The 25,202-nt window shown below is 51.2% G+C and carries 23 protein-coding genes; 5 read left to right on the forward strand and 18 right to left on the reverse strand.

Annotated elements, in window-relative coordinates; all coding sequences use genetic code 11:
* Nucleotides 1–30 precede the first annotated feature (30 nt).
* Nucleotides 31–705: a ribulose-phosphate 3-epimerase gene (gene rpe, locus H1D31_RS01020; RefSeq protein WP_065955733.1), complete on the reverse strand. Its 675-nt coding sequence runs from the start codon at nt 703–705 to the stop codon at nt 31–33.
* Nucleotides 706–931: 226 nt separating this feature from the next.
* On the opposite strand from rpe, the gene H1D31_RS01025 reads away from it, so the two are divergent.
* From H1D31_RS01025 to H1D31_RS01035, 3 genes are all read left to right on the forward strand, one after another.
* A complete protein-coding gene (locus H1D31_RS01025) occupies nt 932–1,615 on the forward strand; it encodes a TorF family putative porin (RefSeq protein WP_261255233.1) in 684 nt (227 codons plus the stop codon).
* A 113-nt stretch (nt 1,616–1,728) separates the two neighbouring features.
* Nucleotides 1,729–1,968, forward strand: a complete 240-nt coding sequence (locus tag H1D31_RS01030; protein WP_039925392.1) for a hypothetical protein — start codon at nt 1,729–1,731, stop codon at nt 1,966–1,968.
* A 1-nt stretch (nt 1,969) separates the two neighbouring features.
* The gene (locus H1D31_RS01035) at nt 1,970–2,164 is read left to right on the forward strand and encodes a DUF2970 domain-containing protein (RefSeq protein WP_008609006.1); all 195 of its coding nucleotides are present in this window, start codon (nt 1,970–1,972) and stop codon (nt 2,162–2,164) included.
* Here the strand turns inward: H1D31_RS01035 and H1D31_RS01040 are convergent.
* The 9 genes from H1D31_RS01040 to H1D31_RS01080 all read right to left on the reverse strand — a co-directional run bounded on the left by H1D31_RS01040 (nt 2,138) and on the right by H1D31_RS01080 (nt 11,035).
* The gene (locus H1D31_RS01040; protein WP_261255237.1) at nt 2,138–2,989 is read right to left on the reverse strand and encodes a Dam family site-specific DNA-(adenine-N6)-methyltransferase; all 852 of its coding nucleotides are present in this window, start codon (nt 2,987–2,989) and stop codon (nt 2,138–2,140) included. The two genes, H1D31_RS01035 and H1D31_RS01040, sit on opposite strands and share 27 nt — an antisense overlap.
* A 36-nt stretch (nt 2,990–3,025) precedes the next feature.
* On the reverse strand, nt 3,026–4,414 hold the full coding sequence (locus tag H1D31_RS01045; RefSeq protein ID WP_261255238.1) for an SPOR domain-containing protein: 1,389 nt from the start codon (nt 4,412–4,414) through the stop codon (nt 3,026–3,028).
* A complete protein-coding gene (aroB, locus tag H1D31_RS01050) occupies nt 4,414–5,469 on the reverse strand; it encodes a 3-dehydroquinate synthase (RefSeq protein WP_261255239.1) in 1,056 nt (351 codons plus the stop codon). The genes H1D31_RS01045 and aroB overlap by 1 nt, the downstream gene beginning before the upstream one ends.
* A 22-nt stretch (nt 5,470–5,491) precedes the next feature.
* Nucleotides 5,492–6,010, reverse strand: a complete 519-nt coding sequence (gene aroK / locus H1D31_RS01055; protein ID WP_008609011.1) for a shikimate kinase AroK — start codon at nt 6,008–6,010, stop codon at nt 5,492–5,494.
* Nucleotides 6,011–6,163: 153 nt separating this feature from the next.
* A complete protein-coding gene (pilQ, locus tag H1D31_RS01060) occupies nt 6,164–8,230 on the reverse strand; it encodes a type IV pilus secretin PilQ family protein (protein ID WP_261255240.1) in 2,067 nt (688 codons plus the stop codon).
* A gap of 15 nt (nt 8,231–8,245) precedes the next feature.
* Nucleotides 8,246–8,779 carry a pilus assembly protein PilP gene (locus H1D31_RS01065; protein WP_008609013.1) on the reverse strand — a complete coding sequence of 178 codons (534 nt, stop codon included), beginning with the start codon at nt 8,777–8,779 and terminating at the stop codon, nt 8,246–8,248.
* A complete protein-coding gene (locus H1D31_RS01070) occupies nt 8,776–9,375 on the reverse strand; it encodes a type 4a pilus biogenesis protein PilO (protein WP_261255241.1) in 600 nt (199 codons plus the stop codon). The genes H1D31_RS01065 and H1D31_RS01070 overlap by 4 nt, the downstream gene beginning before the upstream one ends.
* The gene (locus H1D31_RS01075) at nt 9,375–9,968 is read right to left on the reverse strand and encodes a PilN domain-containing protein (protein ID WP_008609015.1); all 594 of its coding nucleotides are present in this window, start codon (nt 9,966–9,968) and stop codon (nt 9,375–9,377) included. Before H1D31_RS01075 ends, H1D31_RS01070 begins: the two co-directional genes overlap by 1 nt.
* Nucleotides 9,956–11,035 carry a pilus assembly protein PilM gene (locus H1D31_RS01080; RefSeq protein WP_261255243.1) on the reverse strand — a complete coding sequence of 360 codons (1,080 nt, stop codon included), beginning with the start codon at nt 11,033–11,035 and terminating at the stop codon, nt 9,956–9,958. The genes H1D31_RS01075 and H1D31_RS01080 overlap by 13 nt, the downstream gene beginning before the upstream one ends.
* Nucleotides 11,036–11,191: 156 nt before the next feature.
* Between H1D31_RS01080 and H1D31_RS01085 the strand changes: the two genes are divergently transcribed.
* Nucleotides 11,192–13,693: a penicillin-binding protein 1A gene (locus H1D31_RS01085; RefSeq protein ID WP_261255245.1), complete on the forward strand. Its 2,502-nt coding sequence runs from the start codon at nt 11,192–11,194 to the stop codon at nt 13,691–13,693.
* Nucleotides 13,694–13,753: 60 nt separating this feature from the next.
* Here H1D31_RS01085 and argH read toward each other — a convergent pair whose 3' ends face one another.
* The 8 genes from argH to metB form a co-directional block, all read right to left on the reverse strand.
* A complete protein-coding gene (gene argH / locus H1D31_RS01090) occupies nt 13,754–15,139 on the reverse strand; it encodes an argininosuccinate lyase (protein WP_008609019.1) in 1,386 nt (461 codons plus the stop codon).
* 3 nt (nt 15,140–15,142) lie between these two features.
* Nucleotides 15,143–16,357, reverse strand: coding sequence for an argininosuccinate synthase (locus H1D31_RS01095; protein WP_008609020.1), 1,215 nt, complete (start codon nt 16,355–16,357; stop codon nt 15,143–15,145).
* Between the two features lie 8 nt (nt 16,358–16,365).
* A complete protein-coding gene (locus H1D31_RS01100; protein WP_261255247.1) occupies nt 16,366–17,280 on the reverse strand; it encodes an ornithine carbamoyltransferase in 915 nt (304 codons plus the stop codon).
* Between the two features lie 60 nt (nt 17,281–17,340).
* Nucleotides 17,341–18,105, reverse strand: coding sequence for an acetylglutamate kinase (gene argB, locus H1D31_RS01105; protein WP_008609022.1), 765 nt, complete (start codon nt 18,103–18,105; stop codon nt 17,341–17,343).
* Nucleotides 18,102–19,130: an N-acetyl-gamma-glutamyl-phosphate reductase gene (gene argC, locus H1D31_RS01110; protein WP_008609023.1), complete on the reverse strand. Its 1,029-nt coding sequence runs from the start codon at nt 19,128–19,130 to the stop codon at nt 18,102–18,104. The genes argB and argC overlap by 4 nt, the downstream gene beginning before the upstream one ends.
* Nucleotides 19,131–19,271: 141 nt before the next feature.
* Nucleotides 19,272–22,181 (reverse strand): ligand-binding sensor domain-containing diguanylate cyclase, encoded by a 2,910-nt coding sequence (locus H1D31_RS01115; protein ID WP_261255249.1) that lies wholly within the window; start codon nt 22,179–22,181, stop codon nt 19,272–19,274.
* A gap of 149 nt (nt 22,182–22,330) precedes the next feature.
* Nucleotides 22,331–23,437 (reverse strand): aspartate kinase, encoded by a 1,107-nt coding sequence (locus H1D31_RS01120; protein ID WP_261255250.1) that lies wholly within the window; start codon nt 23,435–23,437, stop codon nt 22,331–22,333.
* Nucleotides 23,438–23,448: 11 nt separating this feature from the next.
* The gene (metB, locus tag H1D31_RS01125) at nt 23,449–24,621 is read right to left on the reverse strand and encodes a cystathionine gamma-synthase (protein ID WP_261255251.1); all 1,173 of its coding nucleotides are present in this window, start codon (nt 24,619–24,621) and stop codon (nt 23,449–23,451) included.
* Nucleotides 24,622–24,801: 180 nt separating this feature from the next.
* Here metB and metJ point away from each other — a divergent pair, with 180 nt between their 5' ends.
* Nucleotides 24,802–25,137 carry a met regulon transcriptional regulator MetJ gene (gene metJ, locus H1D31_RS01130; RefSeq protein ID WP_261255254.1) on the forward strand — a complete coding sequence of 112 codons (336 nt, stop codon included), beginning with the start codon at nt 24,802–24,804 and terminating at the stop codon, nt 25,135–25,137.
* The last annotated feature ends 65 nt before the right edge of the window (nt 25,138–25,202 follow it).

Raw genomic sequence — 25,202 nt, forward strand, 5'->3', positions numbered from 1 at the left:
TAAGTTCGAAAAAAAGAGCGCTATTATACATTAACCGGCTACCGCTGCCAGTTGCTGCCGCATCTGTGCGATAGTCGCAGCATAATCCGGGCTGTTAAAAATCGCCGAACCGGCAACAAACATATCCGCGCCGGCAGCAGCAATCTCGCCAATATTCGCTACCGTGACCCCACCATCAATTTCCAGCCGGATCGGCAAGCCACTGCGATCAATCAGCTGACGCACTGCGGCCAGCTTATCGAGCGTTGCCGGAATAAACTTCTGACCACCAAAACCGGGGTTAACGGACATCAGTAGCACCACATCGACCTTATCCAGCACATAGTCGAGGTAACTCAGTGGCGTTGCCGGATTAAATACCAGGCCGGCCTGACAACCGTGGTCTTTGATCAATTGCAGGGTACGGTCGATATGTTTAGAGGCTTCCGGATGGAAGGTAATAATACTGGCGCCCGCCTTGGCAAATTGCGGCACCAGGCTATCTACCGGCTCGACCATCAGATGCACATCGATAGGGGCGGTAATACCATAGTTACGCAGCGCCTGACACACCATAGGTCCGATTGTCAGATTCGGCACATAATGATTGTCCATCACATCAAAGTGCACCACGTCAGCACCGGCGGCCAGTACCTTGTTCACATCTTCGCCCAGGCGGGCAAAATCGGCTGAAAGTATAGAGGGAGCAATTAAGTAAGGTTGCATAGCACAGGTTTCCCGATCCAAAACCCAGACTTTACTCAATTCTGGCACAGAAAGCAGCCAAGGCCGCTGATGATTGCACAAAAATCAGGCAGTACTGCACCAGCAAGCAGCAGTCTAAATGGCAATATTGGTCAGCGATTAAAATAAGCTTCTGTTATATATCAACTTTATAATCTGGCATATATCTTGGAATTCCCTTGCTGAATCCAATCTAAGGGGAATAACAATGACATCGATCAAAAAATGCACTGTGGCCGGTTTATCCGGCTTATTGTTAACAGCCAGCCTGGCCAGTGCGCAGGCACAAGCGGTTGAAGTCAGTGGTGATGTGACCTTTGTTTCTGATTACGCCTTCCGTGGTATCTCACAAACCGAAGAAGCGCCGGCCTTACAAGGTGGTTTAACCCTGGCCGTTGACAGTGGCTGGTATCTGTCGGTTTGGGGCTCCAGTGTCGATTTTGGTGGTCAGGGCACACTGGAGCTGGATGTGCTGTTGGGCTGGAGCGGTGATATCGCCGAGGGATGGAGCGCCGATGTCGGTATTATGCGTTATGGCTACCCTAACACCGAGTTCGAGGGGTCGAACTTCTGGGAACTCTACGGTTCGGTCAGCTATCAGGATTTTACACTGGGCCTGGCTTATAGCGATGACTACTATGGCAACAGCGGCAAGTATTACTATGTCTATGCCGGCTATAGTTTAGCGCTGACAGACAACCTGAGTGTGGATTTCCACGTCGGCCATAATGAATTCTCGGATGACAGCTCATCCAGCTATCTGGATTACGGCGTAACTCTGAGTACCGAAGTACTGGGGCTTGGGTTATCACTGGCTTACGTTGACACCGATATCAAAGATTGTAAGCTGTGTGACAGCCGGGTGATCTTTGGGGTGTCAAAAGCATTCTAACGGCTAAAGCCTGCCACTTGTCGCCAGCACCAGCGTCTAATAATTAATCAGCTTGTGTCTGGCGAAAGAATCTACTATCATTGGGGCTCTGCATCAGGTTAACAGGAATTAACATGAAACTAACCAAAACAAGCAAGTCTCTGCTCCTGGCAGGCGGCATGATGCTTGCTTTTGTAGTTTGGCAGCTGGACGCCGAAAAGATCTGCACACCTTCAACCCAAGCAAGCTGTCAGGATATCCAACATAACTGGCTGAATTGGCTTTCTGGTAACAGTCGTTCGACACAATTTCACTTTGTCGATTTTCTGGAACTGGTAAGTCGGCTGCTACCTGCCAGCGCACCGAAAAGCTGATATGACTGCGGCGAAACCCGGCTTCAAGCAGGTGCTTAAAGCGGTTTTCGGCGCCTTTATCGGGGTACAATCTGAGCAACAGCGTCAGCAAGACTTTCAAAGCCAAAGCGCTGTGCCTTATATCCTGACCGGTATCTTTGCCGCGCTCTGTTTCGTTGCCCTGCTGTTATTAGTCGTGTTTCTGGTGCTGCGCTAACGCCGGATAATAAGCGAACAACTCCTGCACCTTACCCCGACCCTGACCATTTTGGCTGATCGAGCGCCCCACTGCGATGCTGGTTAGCCGTGCCTGTTGATATATTTTGCGGGTCCAGGTGGTGTCATGATTACTGATCAATACATTACAACCACGTAACTGGGCTTGTTCAGCTAAAATCGCCAGCTGAGCCTGATCATCCAGACTAAAACCCTGGCGGGCATAGCTGGTAAAGCTGGCTGTTTTACTCAGGGGTACATAAGGCGGATCGCAATACACGGCATCGCCGCTTTGCAAATCGGTAAAGACTTGTTGATAACTCAGGCAGCTGAATACCGCACGCTGCGCCTTTTCCGCAAAGAAATACAATTCTGCTTCCGGAAAATACGGCTTCTTGTAACTGCCAAAGGGCACGTTAAATTTACCGCTGAGATTATAGCGACAAAGTCCATTGTAACCATGGCGGTTCAGGTACAGAAATAACAGCGCACGCTGATAAGGATCATGCAGCTCATTAAATTGCTTACGCAGCGCCAGATAGCTGCCTTTAGTATTCGCACTGGCGACAAACAGACTTCTGGCATCGGCAATATAGCGCTCTGCATCATGCTGTAAGGTCTTATAGAGCGCAATTAAATCGGCATTAATGTCATTTAGCCGGTAGCGCGGATAGTCGGTATTTAAGAACACCGAACCAGCGCCAACGAAAGGCTCCACCAGACAAGCTGCGCCCGGTAATTGTTGCTCAATCTGACTGACCAGGTTGAACTTACCACCGGCCCATTTCAAAAATGCCCGACTTTTCTGCTGCACTTTGGCCGGCATTTTTACTGGCTCTTTTGGTTGCACTCTTGGCGGCACTTAACGATTATCCTGAGTTGCAGCAGCAAGATCCTGCTGCACCGAACGCGCAGTCCGGATAAAGGGGCCGGCGTCACGCAACTTTGCCGGTAACTGTGCAATATAGGCCGAGGCGGCGGCATTGTTTTTGAACGGGCCGGCGACTAACACCCACTGCTGCCGTCCCTGCTGCTGACGTTGATACAGCTGATACTGCAAGCCTGGGTATTGCTGCTGAAAGCGCTTTAACGCTGCCTCATCAGATAATACTGCCAGTTGTACCAGTCGCTCAGTCGCGGCCAGTGCAGCCAAAGCTGATGCTGCTGAGCCAGTTGGCTTAGCCGTTGTTGTGGCGGTTACTCTGGCCGGTTGCGGTTGCACTATAGTTGTTGGCTTAGTGGCTAACGGCGCTTGCTCAGGCGCTATAACGGGTGTTTCGGCAGCGACTGTTGTCACTTCTTCAGCAACCTGTTCAGGTATAGCATCGCTATGAGTTTCAATTGATAAGGTGCCGGGATCCGTTATTTCAGCGGCCGTCACTGATGCTAAAGCAGGCACTTCCGGCTCAATCATCTCTGCACCAGGCAGTGGCGGCTCCGGCGTATCCGGCATCAGTTCAGCCTTAGGGGTGTTTGCTGTTATAGCTGCATCAGGCGCAGTACTTGTTGGTAGCGGCGGTAGCGTTGTTGGAGGTGTACGCCCTAACCAGCTAACTGCCGCTATCACCACGACCGCTACCAGGGCGACGGCAGCCAACCAGGGGAAGGATCCACTTTGCGCCGCAACCTTTTTCGTTCTGGTTGCACTTGTTTTGGTTGCAATCAGCGGCATTTGTAACAACAGATGCAGATTACCCTGGCTAAGCGCAAAACGCTCCGCCAGTGCTAAGGGGTCTAACTGCTGCTCTTGCAATAATTGCTGACTATCCACTAAGGAGAGTGCCGGGATCGTCAGATTTAACTGAAATCTGGGGTCGGGTTGCGGCACAAAGCAGAACAGCCGTGCCGGTAATTGTTCCAGCAAGGCCCAGCAACTTAAATCCAGCGTATCCGCATCATCGAGCAGTAATACATACTCAGAGGTATTATCGGTACGACAACGCGCCAACAATGACTCAGTATCCAGCTGCTCAGTAGCAAACCACTGCTGTGATAGTTGTTTGCTCAGTTGCTGTAATGACAGCGGACTTTGCACCAGCGCCACATTAACTGACATTTCCTGACATTCGGAAAATAACTCAGCTAACACCAGTGCTAAGGTTGATTTACCGCTGCCCGCGGCACCAACAATAGCCAGCCGATCGAAGTCATTAAAAGCCAGTTGAAATAGCAGGCGCGACAGTAGGTCCCGCTGTGATGGTAACAGGTAGCTATTTTGATCCAGCTGTTGCTGCAGACTTCTGATTTTCATCAGTTGAATACTTGTATCAGTTCGGCTTCACTGATATCAGTGAGCATCTGGCTACGACCGAGTGCGACCGGCAAAATAAAGCGCAGTTGCCCATTAACCACCTTTTTGTCGGTTTTCATAAAGGGCAGGAAATCCGTAATATGCATTGAAGCTGGTGCAGACACCGGTAACTTAAAGTGTTGCAGGATGTTACGCACCCGTTCTACCTCGGCCAGCTGCAGATAACCACGGCTATGGGCCAGCTGATGCGCCATCAGGATGCCAACAGCGACGGCCTCACCGTGTAACCATTCACCGTATCCGAGGAAGGCTTCTATCGCATGGCCAAAGGTATGGCCGAGATTAAGTAAAGCCCGTTCGCCCTGCTCAGTTTCATCGCGGCTGACAATATCGGCTTTCATCTGGCAGCAGTGCCGGATCATTTCTGCCAGCGTTGCCGGCTGCTGAGCAGAGATGGCATCAGCATGCTGTTCTAACCAGTCCAGAAACGGTAAATCACTAATCAATGCATATTTGATCACTTCCGCCATACCGGCGGCAAACTCGCGCGGCGGCAAAGAAGCCAGCGTCGCGGTGCTGATTAATACCTGCTCCGGCTGTTTAAAAGCGCCGATCATATTTTTACCCAGCGGATGATTAACCGCTGTTTTACCACCGACCGAGGAGTCAACCTGTGATAGCAAGGTGGTTGGGATCTGGATAAAACGCACACCGCGCTGATAGCAGGCGGCAACAAAACCGGTCAGGTCGCCAATCACGCCACCACCCAGTGCGACCAGCACTACTTGCCGTGACAGCTTTTGCTCCAGTAAATAGGATAAAACCGCTTCGAAGGTTGCCAGCGTTTTATAGGCCTCACCATCCGGTACCAGAAAATGCCGGCAAGGATATTGAAACAACGCTTCAACTTGCGATAAATAGCGCTCAGCGACTGTGGGATTAGACACTATCACCACCTGCTCAGCCGCAGCGATCTCAGGAAGTAAGGCAGGAAAGGCCTGGGCAATCTGGATAGGGTAGCTGCGTTCACCAAGTTGTACGGCAACGGTTTGCATAAGCAGCCCCCTGTGCTGGAAATCAGAAACCTAGTTGTTCAATAATCTGGTTAGCGACGGCCCGGGCGCTCTGTTCATCAGTACGCACTGTCAGATCGGCAATCTCGCTGTAGAGTGGATTACGTTCAGCGGCTAAACGCTCAAGCACTTCTTTTGGCTCTTCTTTGGTCTGCAGCAGTGGACGCTTCTTATCACGCTGAGTGCGGGCGACCTGTTTCTCGATTGGTGTTTCCAGGTATACCACTATGCCCCGTGCCGATAACCGATTACGGGTTTCCTTGCTTAATACCGAGCCACCGCCAGTGGCCAGCACTATCCCTTGCAACTCAGTCAGATCCTGGATGACATTCTCTTCACGGACCCGGAAGCCCTCTTCACCTTCCAGATCGAATACCCAGGCAATATCTGCACCGGTACGGCGTTCGATTTCCTGATCGGAATCATAAAACTCTAGGTGAAGCATCTCTGCCAGATGACGGCCTATAGTGCTTTTACCGGCACCCATAGGGCCTACGAGGAAGATATTACGTTTTTCTGCCATATGTCGTATTGCTAAGTCAGCTATTTCAAAGGAAAGTTGAATTCAAGGACCGTTAGGCTCCCACGAAAAATTGAAGCGCTGAATTATGTCAGGAATGGCCTTTGATTGGCAAGCTAAATATCAGAGGCGCGGGCCAGACCCGCGCCTCTTCAGTTATTGGCCTTCCGTCAGGATCCGTGGCGTGACAAAAATTAACAGCTCACTCTTTTCGTTCAGCTCACGCTTATTGCGGAATAATACACCCATATATGGAATATCGCCCAACAGCGGTACCTTACTTACTGTAGAAACGATTTGCTGTTGATAAATCCCACCCAGTACTATGGTTTCGCCATTATCGGCCAACACCTGAGTCATAATTTGCTGGGTATCGATAGCAGTTGCCGGGCCTGTTGGCGTTTGTACCGTTTCACCACGGGTATTTTGGGTAATAACCAAATCCAGAATAATCTTATTGTCCGGCGTAATCTGCGGCGTCACCGTCAAGCTTAATACAGCTTTCTTAAATTCAACGGTCGTTGCGCCACTAGATGCAGCCTGAACATAAGGAATTTCGACACCTTGCTCAATCCGGGCTTCTTTTTGGTTTGAGGTAGTAATTCGCGGGCTGGCAATCACTTCACCTTTGTTTTCCTGCTCTAACGCAGACAGCTCAAGATCCAATAAGGTACCATCAGCCAAACGCGCAACATGGAAAGCGATACTACCGGCCGGATTCGCTACCGGCAGATTGACGTTCCAACGATCGTCCAGTGACGGGAAACCGCCGTTGGAGATAGTGTTCGCACCTGGCGCATTGCCCGAGACGCCGCGGTTACCACCACTGGTGCTCTGCTGATCACTAAAGCCCCAGCGGATCCCCAGCTCATCAGTCACATTATCGTTCACGGTGACGATACGAGACTCGATCAATACTTGCCGTACCGGAATATCCAAGCGTTCCAGTAAGCGGCGCACACTTTCAATATTTTTTGCGGTGTCTTTTAACAACAGCGTATTGGTACGCTCATCCACCACTACGCTGCCGCGATCTGATAACAAGGTCGCTTCCCGATTCGATAATAAGCCTGCTAAATCGGCGGCCTTAGCGTAATTAATCTGGATCAGATCAGAATACAGTGGCTCCAGCTGCTCAACCTGTTGCCGCGCTTCCAGTTCACGCGCTTCGCGGGCTGCCAGCTCTTCGGTCGGTGCGACCATCAGGATATTGCCTTCCATCCGCTTATCCAGGCCTTTAACCCGCAGTACAATATCTAAGGCCTGATCCCAGGGTGTGCCATCCAGGCGTAGGGTGATATTGCCGGTCACCGTATCACTGGTGACCAGGTTAAAGCCGTTATAGTCAGCGATAATCTGTAACACAGTACGGATAGGAATATCCTGGAAGTTTAGCGAAATTGGCCGGCCTTTGTATTCACGCCCACCACCCAAAATACTGCGACTGGTCGTGTCACGCACCAGATTGACCGTGAAAATATTGTCGATCTGCTGATAATTGAAAGTGAACTGCTCAGTAGCATCAATCACCAGCTTGGTTGAGGTACCGTCGCGGAAAGTCTCCACGCCTTTGACGACAGTGGCGAAGTCCATCACATCCAACTGATACAACAATTCATCCGGGATAGAGGTATTGTGGAATTCAATTTCCAGCTTACCGAGGCGTTCCTGAACATCGACAGCAGCAGCATTCTCTTTCAGAAACACTAGCACCCTGCCTTCGCCACGTTCACCGCGACGGAAGTCAATGGCTTGTAGCTGATTGATAAAGCTTGGATTAATCTCTGAACTGCTTCCTGGCCGGGTAACCTGAGGTGTATCCGCCAGGTGCACAGAGAAGACATTATCATTCAGACGGGTGCGATAGACTTTCAGCGTGTCCATCGCAATAACGGAGTTAACGCCCTCGTCATTCAGCGCTGAGCGGACAGCCGACACGCCAGCCTGGCCAACAGCAACATTAGCAAGACGTTGCTCCAGCTCTGCCGTTGGGAAGGTCACACTTAAGCGGGCTGGTTGCTGTAATAGCTGTACCCGGGGTTCCTGCACCAATGGCTCATCAAATACAAACTCGATTTCCGTCTCACCGTTTAACAACGGATTGTAACGAACTTCATAAAGTAAAGGTGCTGCTGTTGCAGGCAAAGCACTGATAAGCAACGCTAACAAACCAAGTCTGCTGCCTTTAAATCCTGCCGCTTTATTTTTAATTAATTTATCCATGATTTACTCGCACACCTAGTTACCTGCTGTTGCAGCATCGAACATCTGAACTCTGGTGGTTCGTTCTACCCAGCAACCAGAACCATCCGGGATCAGCTCCAACAAATCCATATGGGTGGGTTCAACTCTGATCACCTTACCGTGAAACAGTCCCATATAATTGTTCAGCGTTATTCTGTGTAATGCCTTATCTGTTGATTCAATCAAGGCCCATAATTGTCCGCCATCACCCAAGGTACCGCGCATCCGCAGATTATCCAGCGCGAAACGTTCCAGCGGCTCTTTACGCCGGTTCGGATCCGGTGTGATGCAGTCCTGCTGTTGAGCAATTCGGTCCTGTATCGCTTCCGGGCTGGGTTCAGTGAAGGGGCTACGTACATTACCCACATTATATGGAATATGGGTAAACTCTTTCGCCTGTGGTAATGGCTCTACCCGAGGGCGGGCGTTATTTTTTACCGCATCCATATGCGCCTGAATATCACTGACATCATCAAAGCAACCGGTCAGTAGCAGGCTGAGCGTTACTGCAGTCAGGAGTGCTCTCATTGAATGCTCTCCTTATAGCGGTAGGTCTTGGCGACGACGTTAAATCTGAGTTTATTATCTTTATCAGCCTGAATGGTAAAGTCATGTAAACTGACGATTCGTGGCAGCTTAGCGACTTCACTGACAAAGTTACCGAATTGGTGATAATCCCCGACCACATCAATCTTGATCGGTAATTCCGTGTAAAACTCTTTTTCTACCTCAGGTTCCCAGTTAATCCGTAAGAACGTCAAACCGCTGGTGGTACCAACGTAGGTAATATCGTCCAACAAGCCTGGCGTTTCATGCGTTGTGGGTAACTGTTTAAGCAACACCGCGAAGGTTTCTTCCATTTCTTTCATTTGTTCACGGTATGCCTCGAGATTTACCGCGGACGCGTAACGGCTCTGATAAGTCTGACGCAACTCCAGCTCTTTTTGCTGCGCTGCCGCTAACTCATCAATTTTACTGTCAATCAGCAAATAATAACTGAGCACTGATACCAAGGCCGCCACCAACAGCGCGAAAATGGCTTTCGCGGCTAAAGGCCAAGACCCCATATTCTCGAGATCGAGGTCATTGATATCAATCTCTGATAACTTCATATTCAGAGCCATTATCTGCCCCCCTGCCCACTGGTTGCTACAGGGGCTTGCTGTTCCAACGCATCATAACCTTCGATTTTTACGTGCATCCGGAAATCACTCAATAATGAGGAGCGTTCACGACCGGCCTCAATAAACTCAAGGTAAGGGGTGGATAACAATTCAGACTGCTCCGCTTCACGCAACATATTCGACAATCGGTTATTCGACTCGCTTTTACCCAGCAATAACAGTGATGATCCTTTCTTTTCCAGTTGGGTAAGATAGACACCTGCCGGCACAATACGGGTAATTTCCAGCATCACCTGAGTGCCCAGATTACGGCTGCTTTGCAACTGTTCAATCAGCGTCATCCGCTGTTGTAGGCTGCGTTTGGTCTCATTCAGGTTACGAATTTCAGCGATGCGTTGATCCAGCACCCGGATCTCACTTTCCAGAAATTGATTGCGCTTGGCCTGCCCTTCGAGTCTGGCGTTGTAAATCATATTAATCAGAAAGAAAATCAGAAAGCTTACTAACGCTGTCAGAGCCAATAGCATCACATAGTTTTTTTGCCGCTCTTTTCTGGCTGCTTCGCGCCACGGCAGCAGGTTTATATATGCCATGGTGTAAAACTCCTCAATGCCAGGCCGCTGGCGACCATCAACTGCGGTGCACAATTGTCGAGCGCGTCACGATCGACTGCCGTCGCCACTTCCATACTGGCAAAGGGGTTAGCAATAACGGTATGGATACCCAACTCGTCCAGCAGTAATTTGTCGATACCTTCAATCAGTGCCGAGCCACCCGACACCACCAGATAATCCACCGCGTCCTTACCGCTACTGGTCAGATACATCTGAATACCACGGCGAATTTGTTGCAATAGCATCGTTTGGAATGGTGCCAGCACCTCAAAGGTATAGTTGGGAGGCAAATCGCCGGTAACTTTCGCTAACTCTGCTTCTTCGTAGCTCTTGTTATAATAAGACAGAATGCTGCGGGTGTACTGTTCACCGCCAAATACCTGATCCCGGGTATACAGCGTTTTACCGCCTTCCACTACACTTAGAAGGGTCATGGTGGCACCGATATCGACCATCGCCACCACCTTAGAACCGGCGTCTGCCGGCAATTGGTTCAGGCAAAGCTCATGTGCCCGGCTCAGGGCATAGCTTTCAACGTCAACAACCTTAGCAGTAAAACCACCGTTTGCCAGCGCAGCAACCCGGGCTTCAACGCTTTCGGTTCGGGCCGCACTTAACAGCACGTTGACTTTGGAGGGGTCAGACTCATTAACATCGAGTTTTTCAAAGTCCAGGCTGACTTCGTTTAACGGATAAGGAATTAAGGTATCAGCCTCAACTTCTATCTGACTTTCCAGTTCAGCATCGGTTAAGGACACATCCATAAAAATGACTTTACTGATTACGGTAGAGCCAGAAATAGCGGTCGCCGCGAATTTCACCGAGCGGGGAATTTTTTTACGGATTTTTGCCAGCACATTGCCTACAGCTTCAATGTCCTGCACCTCACGGTCTGACATGGCGCCTTTTTGCATCGGCTCAACCGCGAAGGCTTCCACTTTATAATAGCCGCTATGCTGACTGAGCAGTATCGCTTTCACTGAGTGTGAGCCGATATCAATCCCAACCATCATGGGCGTTTGTTTACTAAACAGGCTTTTGATCATAGCGTCCTGCAGCCGTTATTTTAGTTAGTTATTCTTATACTAGGTATTCTTAGCCTAGACACGATTTTTTGGCAAGAAAAAGCGTTTAATCTCAGTCTAATAAATATATACTAGCAGTGAAATTACCAAATTGGGAGTTAAAGTTGGGGTCGCATCGTGTCTTGGTTTAAAAAACTGCTTATTTTTGTTTTTGTTGCCTTTTTGCTCGGTGTCACCAGCATCACTGCGACCTATTTTTGGTTGAAAGATGATTTACCTGATGTCGCTACGTTAAAAGATGTCCGCTTACAAACCCCGATGCAGGTGTTTACTGCTGATGGCGAATTGATTTCGCAATTTGGTGAGCAACGTCGGATCCCATTACGTCTGGACGAAATGCCCCCGCTTTTAATTCAAGCCTTCCTGGCCACCGAGGACACCCGTTTTTACGAGCATCCGGGTATCGATATTATCGGTATAATGCGGGCCGCGACCGTGGTTGCCACTTCTGGCGAGCTAAGCCAGGGCGCCAGTACTATTACCCAGCAGCTAGCCCGAAACTTTTTCTTAAGTCGTGAAAAAAAGCTAATTCGCAAGATCAAAGAAATCTTTTTGGCCATTCATATCGAGCAATTGCTGACCAAGGACGAGATCCTGGAGCTCTACCTGAATAAAATTGAGTTAGGTCATCGCGCCTTTGGGGTGGGAGCCGCGGCTCAGGTGTACTTTGGTAAAACGGTACAGGAACTCAGTGTTGACGAAATGGCGATTATTGCCGGTCTGCCTAAGGCGCCATCGGTATTAAACCCGGTACGCTCAGCCAGCAACGCCCGTGCCCGTCGTAACGTCGTGCTTGGCCGGATGCTGGACACCGGAGCCATTGATCGCGCCACCTTCGACGCGGCCATCGCCGCGCCGGTGACCAGCCGTTTACATGGTGCCCAGATCACCGCCTCCGCTCCGTATATCGCCGAAATGGTGCGCCAACAAATGGTTGACCGTTTTGGTGAAGAAGTGGCATACACCGAAGGCTTCCGCGTTTATACCACTATCAATAGTAAAGATCAGGCCATTGCCCGCCGGGCCCTGCAACAGAATTTGTACGACTATGATGAGCGTCATGGCTATCGTGGTCCGGTCGCCGAATTGTGGCAAAGTCAGTTGCAGCAAAGCGATGCTGCAGAGCCGGTATTTACCGAGAAGAACCGACCTGAGCCTGCGGAAATTAATGCTTACCTGGACCGCCAGCAAGGTATTGAGGACCTTATTCCGGCTATCGTATTAGACGTGAAACAGCAGAGTGCCATGGTGCTGCTAAAAGGCGGCCAACTGCAGGAGCTGTCCTGGGATGGCCTGAAATGGGCCCGTAGCTTTATCACCGATGAGCGTCAGGGCACGGCACCGAAAACAGCGGCGGCGATCCTGAAACCCGGCCAGCACATCCTGGTACGGCAGCAGGATGAGCTCTGGCGTCTGAGCCAGATCCCAGCCGCCAGCAGTGCCCTGGTAGCCATCGATCCAAAAGACGGTGCTATCCGCTCTCTAGTCGGTGGCTATAGTTTTGCGCAAAGCCAGTTTAACCGCGTAACCCAGGCTAAACGTCAGGTAGGCTCTAATATCAAACCCTTTATCTATTCCGCTGCGCTCGAGCATAACTATACCTTAGCCAGCTTAATGAACGATGCCCCTATCCACCACTGGGATGCCGGTGCCGGTATTGCCTGGCGGCCACGCAACTCGCCAGCAGTCTATGACGGGCCAATCCGGATCCGCGAAGCTCTGGCGAAATCGAAAAACGTTGTTTCCATCCGCTTATTGCGCGGTATCGGTATCGACGCCACTATCGAACAGTTACTAAAATTTGGCTTTAGCGCCGCCGATCTGCCCCGCAACGAGACACTGGCCCTGGGCTCTGCCTCGTCGACGCCGTTGGAAGTCGTTACCGGTTATGCCGTCTTCGCCAATGGCGGCTTTCTGGTACAGCCTTATGTTGTCGACAAGGTACTGAATGCCGAGGATAAAGTCATCTTTCAACATCAGCCGCTGTTAGCTTGTGAAGCTTGTCCGGAAACGGACGGGGAAACGTCGGCTCAGGCCGCGCCACGGGTGATCTCAGCGCAAAACGCCTTTTTAATTGCCGATGCCTTAAAGAGCAGTATCTGGGGTGGTGGCGACTGGCGCCAGGGCACCGGTTGGAATGGTACCGCCTGGCAGCTACAAAACCTGCGCCGTCGTGATCTGGCGGGTAAAACCGGTACCACCAATGATTCGAAAGATACCTGGTTCTCTGGTTTTAACAGTGATCTGGCGGTAACCAGTTGGGTCGGTTTTGATGATGCTAACCGCAGCCTCGGCCGGGCATTGTGGAATGCCAATCTTGGTCGGGAGCAAAGCGCCGGAGCTGAGTCCGGTGCCCGCACCGCCATGCCAGCCTGGCAGAGTTTTATGCGGCAGATCCTGCCTGCCTATCCGGAAAAAACCGTTACGCCACCGGTCGGTATTTCGTCAGTGCGAATTGATCTGACAACCGGGCTGTTAAGCCGCAGCACTGACCATACCAGCAGTTTTGAGTTCTTCAAACTTGGCACTGAACCGACGCAATACGTATCCGGTAGCGTACCTCAGGTGCAATTTGGTGACAACAATCAACAAAAGCAGGAACTGGAAGAGCTGTTCTAAGCATACTTTCAGAGCATAAAAAAACCGGCAACGCCGGTTTTTTTATGCTTGCTGCGCACACTAATGACTAACAGTATCAAACCATTGCTGTGCCAGTTTTAACTGCTGTAATACCTGCACCGGCGCTGTACCACCATAGGCGGCACGTTTGGCCAAACCAGCTTCAATGGTCAGTGCAGCATAGACGTCATCGGTAATAAGCGGGCTGACCTGCTGCATCTCAGTCAGTGGTAATGCTTCGAGCGCGACCTTAGCCGCTGAAGCTTTTAACACCAGCGCTCCCGACAGCTCATGCGCGTCACGGAACGGCACGCCCTTGGCTACCAGATAATCAGCCAGATCCGTCGCGTTGCTATAACCCAGCTCGGCGGCCCGACGACATTGCTCTGTATTCACCGCTAAATGGGGTAATACCGTTGCTAACACCAGCAGAGATTGCTGCCAGGTTGCCATCAGGTCAAAAAAGCCCTGTTTGTCTTCCTGCATATCTTTGTTATAGGCCAAAGGTAAGCCTTTCAGCACATGCAAAATGGCGACCAAATGTCCGAGTACGCGGCCGGTTTTACCGCGCAGTAACTCAAATACATCCGGGTTTTTCTTTTGCGGCATCAGCGAAGAACCGCTACTGATGGCGTCTCCCAGTTTAAAGAACGCCGCTTCACCCGAGCAGAAGAAGATCACATCTTCCGACAAACGTGATAAATGCGTCATACACAAGCTGGCGGCAGCGGAAAGCTCCACCACATAATCGCGATCTGATACCGCATCCAGACTATTGGCTGCTGCCTGGGAAAATCCCAGACGCTGTGCCAGTGTATGTCGATCCATCGCCACACCAGTACCGGCCAGTGCACCACAACCCAGCGGACACACATCTAAGCGTGCAACAGCGTCATCTAAGCGACTCAGGTCACGTTTAAACATCTCGACATAAGCCAATGCCCAATGCGCTACTAAAACCGGCTGGGCGCGCTGCAGATGAGTAAAACCCGGCATCACGTCGCTACCGGCTCGCTCGGCAAATACCAGCAAGGCTCTGAGTACTGATAATAACGCCTGTCGCACATAGCCAGCATTTAGCCGGGTCCATAACCGCAGATCGGTAGCAACCAGATCATTACGGCTGCGTCCGGTATGTAACTTCTTCGCCACCGCGCCCAGTTTAGCGGTAAGCTGGGCTTCTACCCAGCTGTGAATATCTTCTTCCTGAGTTTGCAACGGTAACTTCGGATCCGCCTCAATCGCCACCGCTAAGTCAGCCAAGCCGGTATCCAGTTGCTGCGCTTCCTGCTGATTGATAATACCGGCTTGCAACAAACCGGCGGCCCAGGCACGCGAAGCCGCGATGTCCTGCAGCGCCAGTTGATAATCAAAACTCAGCGAATCGTTAAAATCGCGGAACTCAGCCAGCGTCGCTTCGGTAAAGCGACCACCCCACATCGCCATAACTTAATCCTTCTTCGCGTGCAGTGCCCGGATCCGGCTGGCCAGACTGTACAACCGGATAAAGCCTTCAGCGTCTTTCTGGTTATAGACTTCATCGCCTTCAAAGGTAGCAAAGGCTTCAGAGTACAAACTATTCGGCGAGCGACGCTTCGCTACAGTGACATTACCTTTGTAAAGCTTGACCACTACATCACCGGTCAGCTGCGCGGCTAAGGAGGTGGCGGCTGCCAGCAAGGCGTCTTTTAACGGTGTAAACCAACGGCCATCATAGACCAGCTGGGCAAATTCCAACCCAACCTCTTCGCGATATTTTAGTGAGGTGCGGTCATAAACCAGCGCTTCCAGGCCTTTTAGTGCCGCCAGAATAATGGTACCGCCTGGTGTTTCATAACAGCCACGGGACTTCATACCAACTAACCGGTTTTCGACGATATCAATCCGGCCAACACCATGCTCGGAGCCAACGGCATTTAACAGCTCAATAGCTGCCACCCCATTCATGGCCTGGCCATTAACCTTTTTCAGCTCACCAGCTTCGAAGCTCAACTCTACATATTCGGCTTTATCCGGCGCCTGCTCCGGAGATTTGGTCCACATCCAGATTTGGTCAGATGGCTCATTCCATGGATTTTCAATTTCGCCGCCTTCATGCGAAATATGCCACAGATTAGCATCGCGGCTGTAGATTTTGGTGGCAGAAGCCGTGGTTGGGATCTTCTTCTCGGCCAGATAATTTAACAGCGATTGCCGGGAGTTAAACTCCCACTCCCGCCAGGGCGCGATAACTTTTAACTGCGGTGCCAGAGCAGCAAAAGCACCTTCAAACCGCACCTGATCATTACCTTTACCGGTACAACCATGACAGAGCGCATCGGCGCCCAGCTCCAGTGCCAGTTTGACCTGAGCACGGGCAATCACTGGCCGCGCCATTGAGGTGCCAAGCAAATACTGGCCTTCATAGACAGCGCCGGTTTTTAAAGTTGGGAAAATCACTTCGTTTACCAGCTCTTCGCGCAAGTCAACAACATAGCAGCTGCTGGCGCCAGAGTTAATGGCCTTCTGCTCTACGCCGGCCAGCTCTTCATCGCCCTGCCCGACATTAGCGACGAAAGCGATGACTTCACAGTCGTAGTTATCTTTTAACCAGGGTACAATGGCCGAGGTATCTAAACCGCCAGAATAAGCCAGTACCACTTTTTTAACGTTCTTTACGCTCATTACCAACCTCAACTAAATAAACTGACTAACACAGCATTTTGCGCATGCATCCGGTTTTCCGCCTGCTGCAATGCCAGAGAAAATTCACTGTCCAGCACCTCGCTGGTCACTTCCTGACCGCGATGTGCCGGCAAACAGTGCATAAAATGTTTTACTGCCAACCGTTGCATGGCGGCAGTATTAATTTGATAAGGTGCAAAAATACGTTGTACCTGCGCCGGATCGGCTTTATTCCCCATCGACACCCAGGTATCGGTATAGATCGCATCCGCACCGGCGGCTGACGACAAATGCTGACTGAGTGTCAGCTTGGCGCCGCTGTGCTGTGCCAGCTCCTGTGCCTTTAACAGTACATGGGCATCAGGACCAAAGCCCTGTGGCGTCACGACTGTCAGATCCATGCCCATAATGGCGGCGCCCAACATCAACGAATGACAGACATTATTGCCATCGCCAACAAAGGCCAGATGCACTTTACTCAGGTCACCATATTGCTCTTTTAAGGTCAGTAAATCGGCCAGTGCCTGACACGGATGATAGAGATCACTCAGCGCATTAATCACCGGTTTTTTACTGCTTAGCGCCAGCTGTACCAGCGTTTTTTGCGAGTAAACCCGTGCCACTATCGCATCGATCCAGCAAGCCAGATTGCTGCCAAAATCCTCTACCGACTCACGCACGCCCATGGCACCGTTTTGCTGATCCAGATAGACACTGTGGCCACCGAGTTTGTAAATACCAACATCGAAACTGACACGGGTACGCAGCGAGGGCTTTTCAAACAACAGCGCAATGCTGCGGCCCTTTAATGCCTGCTGGTAATCCTGCGGGTTTTGTTTGATATTCAGCGCTAACTCGAGCAGCGCCTTAAGTTGTGTCTGATCCAGTTCAGCTAAACACAGCAGCTGGGTTAATTTACTCATAAAACACACGTATCCGCTAAGCGGTTTCCTTATACTGTGGCGCTAAGCTGCGCCCTGAGGTTAATACATAATGCAGGTGCCGACTGGCTTATCCTGCATCAGGTTTTGTAAATCTTCCGGATGCTGCCAGCCGGCGACAACGATATTGCTTTTAAGTGCCGCAGCTGTTTCCAGCGCCGCATCCAGTTTGACTTTCATGCCGCCCTTGATCACTCCCTGTGTCACCAACTCTGCCGCTTGCGTCGTGCTTAAGGTTGGGATCAGTTGCATCTGGGCATCTAAAATGCCCGGCACATCGGTCAGTAATACCAGTTGGCCCTTAACCAGCTGACAAATCGCCGCTGCAGCCAGATCCGCATTTACATTTAATAACTGCCCCTCGGCACCTATACCAATAGAGCTAAATACCGGGGTAAAGCCTTGCTGTAATAACAGGTTAAGTAAGGTCGGCTCAGCTGGCTTTGCGATACCTACCGCCCCCAGTTTAGTGTTAACACTAAACTGACAGCTGTTACCGGCTGACAAATTCAAACCAACGGGGTTTAAACCCGCTAATATCGCGCGGCTGACCATTTCGGCATTGACAGCACCATCCAAGGCACCGGTTATCACTGGCATTTGCTCAGCCGGTGACACCCGCTGACCATCAATTTTTTCGGTACTAAAACCAAATTTCGCCAGCCACTGATCAACCTGGTCACCGCCACCATGCACCAGCACCACCGGTCGCTGCTGTTTAATGTTGGCACATACCGCTAACAAGGCATCCAGCGCCGCTCTGTCTTGTAACAGGCGGCCGCCCATTTTTAATACCACGGGCTTCATGCGACAGCTCCTGCAAATAAACCGGCCGTTTCCGGTTTGCCAAAACGTACGTTCGCTGCTTGCATGGCCTGTGCTGCCGCGCCTTTTAACAGGTTGTCGATCGCCGACATAATCACCAGTTGTTCACCATCCTGTTGCCAGTAAAGGTCACAGAACGGAGTGCCGGCAACATCAGCCACATTAGGGGATTTATCGGTAAAGCGGATCAGCGGTTTACTGGTATAGGCCTGGGTAAAGGCCGACTTGACCTGCTCCGCACTGACACCAGGGTTCAGGTTCACCACACAGGTGGCCAGAATGCCACGTTTAAAATTACCCAGATGGGGGGTGAATACCACTTTACGGCCAAGGTTCTGCTCAATCTCCGGCCGGTGACGATGCTTGAAGAAACCATAGGCATTCAGGCCGACTTCGCAGAAAGAGGTGGTCAGGCTGGCTTTACGGCCTGCGCCCGATACACCGCTGGTCGCGCTGATCACCGGGATACAATCCGCCGCAACCAGACCGGCCTTTAATACCGGTAATAACGCCAGTGAACAAGCGGTAGGATAACAGCCGGGTACCGAGACCAGATCGCCCAGCGGCTCAGTTTGCCATTCCATTAACGAATAGACGGCTTGCTCGAGTAATTCCGGATGCTGATGGACATAGCCATAGTACTGCGGATACAGCTCTGGCTGCTTTAAGCGAAAGGCGCCGGACAGGTCAAACACCTTAATCCCTTTGGCCAGCAGTTTAGGAGCCACCTCTTCACTGGCCTCATGCGGTAATGCCAGAAATGCTACCTCGATATCCAGCTCAGGGATCAGGCTATCCTGCCAGGGTTCCACCAGAATATCGACTTGACGGGCAAAACGCGGATATAAGCTGGCCAGCGGTTCAGGATCGCGGCCGCCAGAAGCGAAAGCATAACTGAGTTCAAAATAAGGGTTTGCGCTAAGTAAGGCACAGAGCTCTGCACCACTGTAACCAGCGGCGCCTAATACCGCACTGCGGATTTTCGGGGATTTTGAAATATCAGACATGAAATACTCTTACTAACTAAAACACAGGCTACCAGTTATAGCACAAACTGGCGCCTAGTGTAGTGGGATGGATATGCATAATCAAGAATTATTATGCTGTTTTTTTGAATTTTTATACGAAAACTGCAAGCTGGGACCTGCTCAGGAAGCAGTCTGTTGTGGCAGATCGGCCAGTACCAATTTGTTCCGCCCCTCGCGTTTTGCCTGATAAAGTGCATGGTCAGCATTCAACAATAATTGCGATAGATCTAACTTGTGGTTACTGGTTAAGCCAATACTAATGGTGATCCTAAGGTCGCTGGCAATATCGGATAAATCCATTTTCTCGATTTTTTGCCTCAGGCGTTCACAGACTTCTGCCGCATCCTGCAAACTGGTATCAGGTAATAGCATGGCAAATTCTTCACCGCCCCACCTGGCCAGTAAGTCGATGCTACGGCTTTGTTGTTGCAATACTGCCGCAACCCGCTTTAACACCTCATCACCGACCGCGTGCGATAATTGATCATTAACCCGCTTAAAATGGTCCACATCCAGCAACGCCAAACATAAGGTTGTCTGGTAGCGCTGTGAACGCAGATATTCGTGTTGTAGGGCTTCATCAAAAGCACGACGGTTTGCCAGGCCCGTTAGCGCATCCTGTCTGGCTAATAACTGTAACTCTGAGGTCTGCTCAGCGACCAGCTTACGCAAGCGCAGCTCGCTGTGACGCAGGCTGCTCAGGCGCCAGCGGATCGCCAAAAACAGACTGCCAGCCAACAATACTAATAACAAGAGTTGAAAACCGCCGCGCTGCCACAGTTGGGGCAGTAAGGTGAACTCAACAATCGCCTCATTTTTACTCCAGTCACCACCGGGATAAGCAGCAGCAACCCGGAAACGGTAGGATCCCGGTGGTAAGTTGGTGTACTCAGCACTGATGGCGGCGCCACGGTTTACCCACTGACTATCAAAGCCTTCCAGCAGAGTGCGGTATTGGATCCGTTGCGACATCACATAACCCAAACCGGCATATTGAAACTCAATACGGTTTGTACCCGGAGCCAGCCGGTGCGTTTGCCGCAGTGCCAGCGACTCTCCATCGACAATTAGCTCTTCAACAACGACGGGAGGGGTTAGCCGCGCGAATTGTTGCAAGCGCTCTGGCTGCACCCGGCTAACGCCCATGGAGGTCGCGATCCAAACCGAACCATCATGGTGCACCGTTGCAGCTTTGGCGGAGCCACCATTGGCCTGAGCACTGGCCATGCCATCACTCTCGCCATATAACTCAATATCAATCCAGCCCCGCTGTCCGTTAACGATTTCCAGCGCTTGCTGCCGGTTTAGCCTTAATACACCGCGATTACTGCTAACCCAGAAATGCCCTTGTTGGTCTAATACCAACTGGAATAACTTATCAAACGGCATGCCCTGCGCCCGGCCTATCATGCTGATTTTATCGGTCTGTAAGTGATATGCCAGTAACCCACGATCGGTACTCATCCACAATAAGCCAGCTTCTTTATCTTCGGCAAAACCAAAGGCGTAATCAGCGTCATCGAAACGACTCAGATCTAAACGCTGCAACTCACCTGTTGCAGACAGCACTGCAACACCGGCCCCGCTACCAATAAAGATCCGCTGATCGGAACTCTGATACAGCCCCATTATAAAGGGGCTGGGCAGGCCCTGTTCCCGGCCATACAGCTTATCACCGGCAGCGCTCAGCCAGACAGCTCCAAGCGCCGTACCAACCCAGACACTGCCATCTGCCAGCGGCAATACCGCCCGCACCTCGTTCGCCGGCAAGCGGTTGTCAGCATGAAAATGTTGTACGACCTTGTCGTCGCGAAGCTGGACCAGACCATCGGCATAGGTACCGGCCCACAAACTGCCATCAGGCCCCTCGGCCAGGCTCAATACTGACTGACCGACACTGACAGTACTTAAATCTAAGCGGCTTAATTTGCCATCGCAGTAACGATTTAATCCGCCGCTGCTGCCAATGTACAGACAGCCATCGGAATGCGATAACACAGTCCGGACAAAGTTACTGACCAGGCCCTGCTCGGTAGTAAAGGTACTGAAAGGAGCATCACGCAAGCGGAATACACCGCCGTTAGTGCCAACCCAGATACTATTCTCTTTATCCAGTAACAGCGCCAGTACCCTGTTATTCGGTAAGCCCTGGCGGATATCCAGCTGCTCGGTCACGCCACGGGCTTGCCGGAATAATCCCCGATCAACGGTACCGATCCATAAAATATCCGGGCCTTGTGGCAATAATGACGAAACCGGCACATTGGCCAATAAGGATAGCGGCTGAGCCTGCGGGTCGCTCAGTGCAAAAAGTCCGCGCTCAGTACCGACCAATAATTCATGCTGCCGCTCAAGTAGCGCAAATACCGGGGTACGTTGTAACTCGGCGGAAGCAACCTGTTGGATCTGCAGATCCGGATCCAGGAATACCAGCCCATCCGAGGTACCTACCCAAATCCGGCCAGTCGCGTCTTCCAGTAAACTATGTACCTGCTCTGAGGGCAAGCCATCAGCCCGGTGCCAGACCCGGCGCTGGCCAGCTTCATCCTGCAAATACAAGCCTTTACCTTCAGTGGCGATCCACAATCGACGCTGACTATCCAGCAGCACCCGGTTAATCAGTACCCCCAGCGGCGGATAGGCGTGCCAGACACCATTGCTAACTTTGACTAATCCGCCGCGGGAACCGGCAATCCAAAGATCTTGCTGCCAATCGACATGGAAAGTTCTGACCCCGACATCCGGTAAGCCAGTTTCCGGACTACGGTCAAAAATTTTGAATTCGCGGCCATTGTAACGCGCGACACCTTCCCAGGTGCCAAACCATAAATAGCCATCTGCGGTCTGAGCCAGCGCATTAATGGTGTTGTGGGGTAAGCCATCTCGGGTATTCAGGCTTTCTTTAAAATAATTATCCAGCGCCGGCACCGGGCCGGGCTCGGAATGAAATTTGGCAGGGGTAGCGCCAGCGCCGGGCGCGATGGCCAGAAAGATGCACAACAACCAGCAACACAGGTGCAATAATGGCATGCAGATAATCCATTCATCCGTTGCAGCAGGCAATACTGCCGTTATGCTCAGATTACCTGAGTTTTAGCTTAATTGCCAAGTCATACCAGCATTTAGGGCGTGTTGACGTTCGCTGCTTGTTTTTTCCGCAAACATTAACACGCCTTAGACTAACGAACAGACTTCACTAACTCCGCTAAGTCTGCATGCAAACCACCGGCCGTTACCAACAGGCCGGCGCCCGGACCTTTCAGCACCAGCGGGTTCTGCTGATACCAGTCAGATGTGATAACAAAGATATTGTCACAGGGTGCCAATGCAGCCAGCGGCGCCTTGTTGTCCACAGCAACTAAACGGACACTGGCCTGTACCTGCCCGTCAGCTAAGCGCAGACTGGCGGCGTAACGCAGCACCTTATTTTCGGCAGTTGCCTTAGCATAAGCCTCAGCCAGCATCAGATCCAATTGCTGACGCTGACGCCAAAATCCGGCCAGATCACCGTCTGCTAACCCGGCAGGTAATAGTGGTTCCAGCTCAATATCCGCTAATTCTAACTCTGCACCCAGCTCACGAGCCAATACCAGCAGCTTACGCTGGACATCTTTACCAGAAAGATCATCGCGTGGATCTGGTTCGGTATAGCCCAGCTGCTGTGCTTGTAACACCAGTTCAGAGAAGGCTGTAGTACCATCGTACTGACACAATAACCAGGATAGCGTGCCCGAGAATACCCCGCTCACCTCGCGGATCTGATCGCCACTTTGTAATAACTCCTGCATCACCCGCTGTACCGGGATCCCGGCACCGACGGTGGTGTTACTCAACCAGCGTAAACTACTAAGCTGCAATGCCTGCAGGATCTGCTGATATTCAGAACCCGGCAAAGTAACACCTTGTTTATTGGCACTGATCAGATGACAACCTGCGGCGATAAAAGCCGGATAGAGCCTGGCAAAGTCCTGACTGGGTGTGATATCAATCAATACCTTGGGGCTGGGCAGTGCTGCCAGATAGGCAACTAAACTTGCCTGCTGATAAGGCTTGGCATCGCTAAAAGCACTGGACCAAGCCTGACTCTCGATGGTATCGCTGAGTAAGGCTTGGCGCGAATTCAGGATAGCGCAAAGATTAAGTCTGATCTGGCCGGCAAAGCGTTGTTGCTGCGATGCCAGTAATCGTAAAAATTCGGCGCCGACCTTACCGGTACCGGCGACCACGATATTGAGCGTTGTCAAAGGCGCTGCGACACCTGGTTTTACTTGCTTAAAATCACTCATGCTACTTCCACTTACTGCTGTTGTACCGCAGCCACGGCATCCAGTGCCAGAGCTAAATCGGCAATAAGATCCTGGGCTAATTCAATACCAACCGACACCCGAATCAGTGTTGCCCCTATCCCAGCAGTGGCCTGGGCCGCTGCGTCCATAGAGGCATGGGTCATGGTCGCAGGATGACAAATCAAACTTTCCGTCCCGCCTAAAGACTGCGCCAGCGTGAAGTAGCGTAAGTTACTGAAAAAGGTGGTCAGTAAGGCTGGCGGGGCGCTTAACTCGAAGCTACACATAGCGCCGAAGCCAGATTGCTGGCGCTTAGCAATCTGATGGCCGGGATGATCCACCAGGCCAGGATAGTAAACCTTGCCAATAAGCGGGTGGCGTTGCAGAAAGGCCACCACCTCGGCGGTATTCTGCTGCTGCAACTGCAAGCGAGGGGTCAGAGTCCGCAAACCACGTAAGGTTAAATAACTATCAAAAGCGCCTGCTGTGAGGCCAAGGCAGTTCGCCCACCATTTCAACTCGTCACCGCAGGCTTGCGTTTTACAGATCACCGCACCACCAATCACATCGCTGTGGCCATTAATAAACTTGGTGGTCGAATGCACCACCAGATCGGCACCCAGTGCCAACGGCCGCTGTAATGCCGGCGACAGGAAGGTGTTATCTACCACGACCTTTGCGGTCAGACTTTTCGCCAGCTGACACACCGCAGCAATATCAGTGATCTGCAGCAAGGGGTTGCTTGGTGTTTCCAGCCAGATCATCGCCGGTGCCGCCCGCTTAATCTGTTCAGGCCAATCCCGCTGTTGGAAATTGACAATCACCAGTTTGAACGCCTGCTTCTTCTGCGCCAGATTAGTAAAAAGACGGTAGCTGCCACCATAGCAATCATGCGGGATCACCAAGGTATCAGCCGGCGTCAATAACTGCAGCGCTAACAGACACGCCGACATCCCGGTATTGGTAACAATGGCTTTGGCACCACCTTCCAGCTCCGCCAGGGCTTCACCGAGAATATCGCGGGTAGGATTATTCGAGCGCGAATAATCATAGGGACCGGGCTGACCAAAGGCCGGCAACTGATAAGTCGAGGTCAGGTAAAGGGGCGGCGTGATGGCACCGAAGGCGGTATCTTCAGCGATACCTGCCCGGGCGCTAATCGTAGCGGGATGGCGATGACTCATGCTTCAACTCTTTTAGATGTTTAGACGTCTAAAAGTATATTCATTATTAACTGGAAGTCAAACCATTTAGCCGTCTATAATCTTTATTTGTTGCACACTATTTGACTCACCGACAGAAAGCAGTAGAATTCCCGTTTTGCGCTACGCTGCAAAACAAAAATTAACGACAAGGGATCCCTTATGGCTAAGTGGAATGGTGAATATGTTCACCCCTATGCAGAACACGGTAAAAAATCAGAACAAGTTAAAAAAATTACCGTCTCGATACCGCTGAATGTTTTAAAAGTTTTAACCGATGAACGTACCCGCCGCCAGGTCAATAATCTGCGGCATGCCACTAACAGTGAGTTACTGTGCGAAGCTTTCCTGCATGCTTTTACCGGTCAGCCGCTACCGGCAGACGACGACTTGCGTAAAGATAATCCACATCAAATCCCGGCTGAAGTCAGACAAATCCTGACCAGCATGGGTAAAGAAATTCCGGTGATTATCGAAGCCGACAGCGATGAAGAATAAATAACGCTAACCGGTTCGCAATAAAAAACCGCCTTTCGGCGGTTTTTTATTTACTGGCAATCATA

Source organism: Alishewanella sp. BS5-314, from assembly GCF_025377695.1.
Classification (GTDB): Bacteria; Pseudomonadota; Gammaproteobacteria; order Enterobacterales; family Alteromonadaceae; genus Alishewanella; species Alishewanella aestuarii.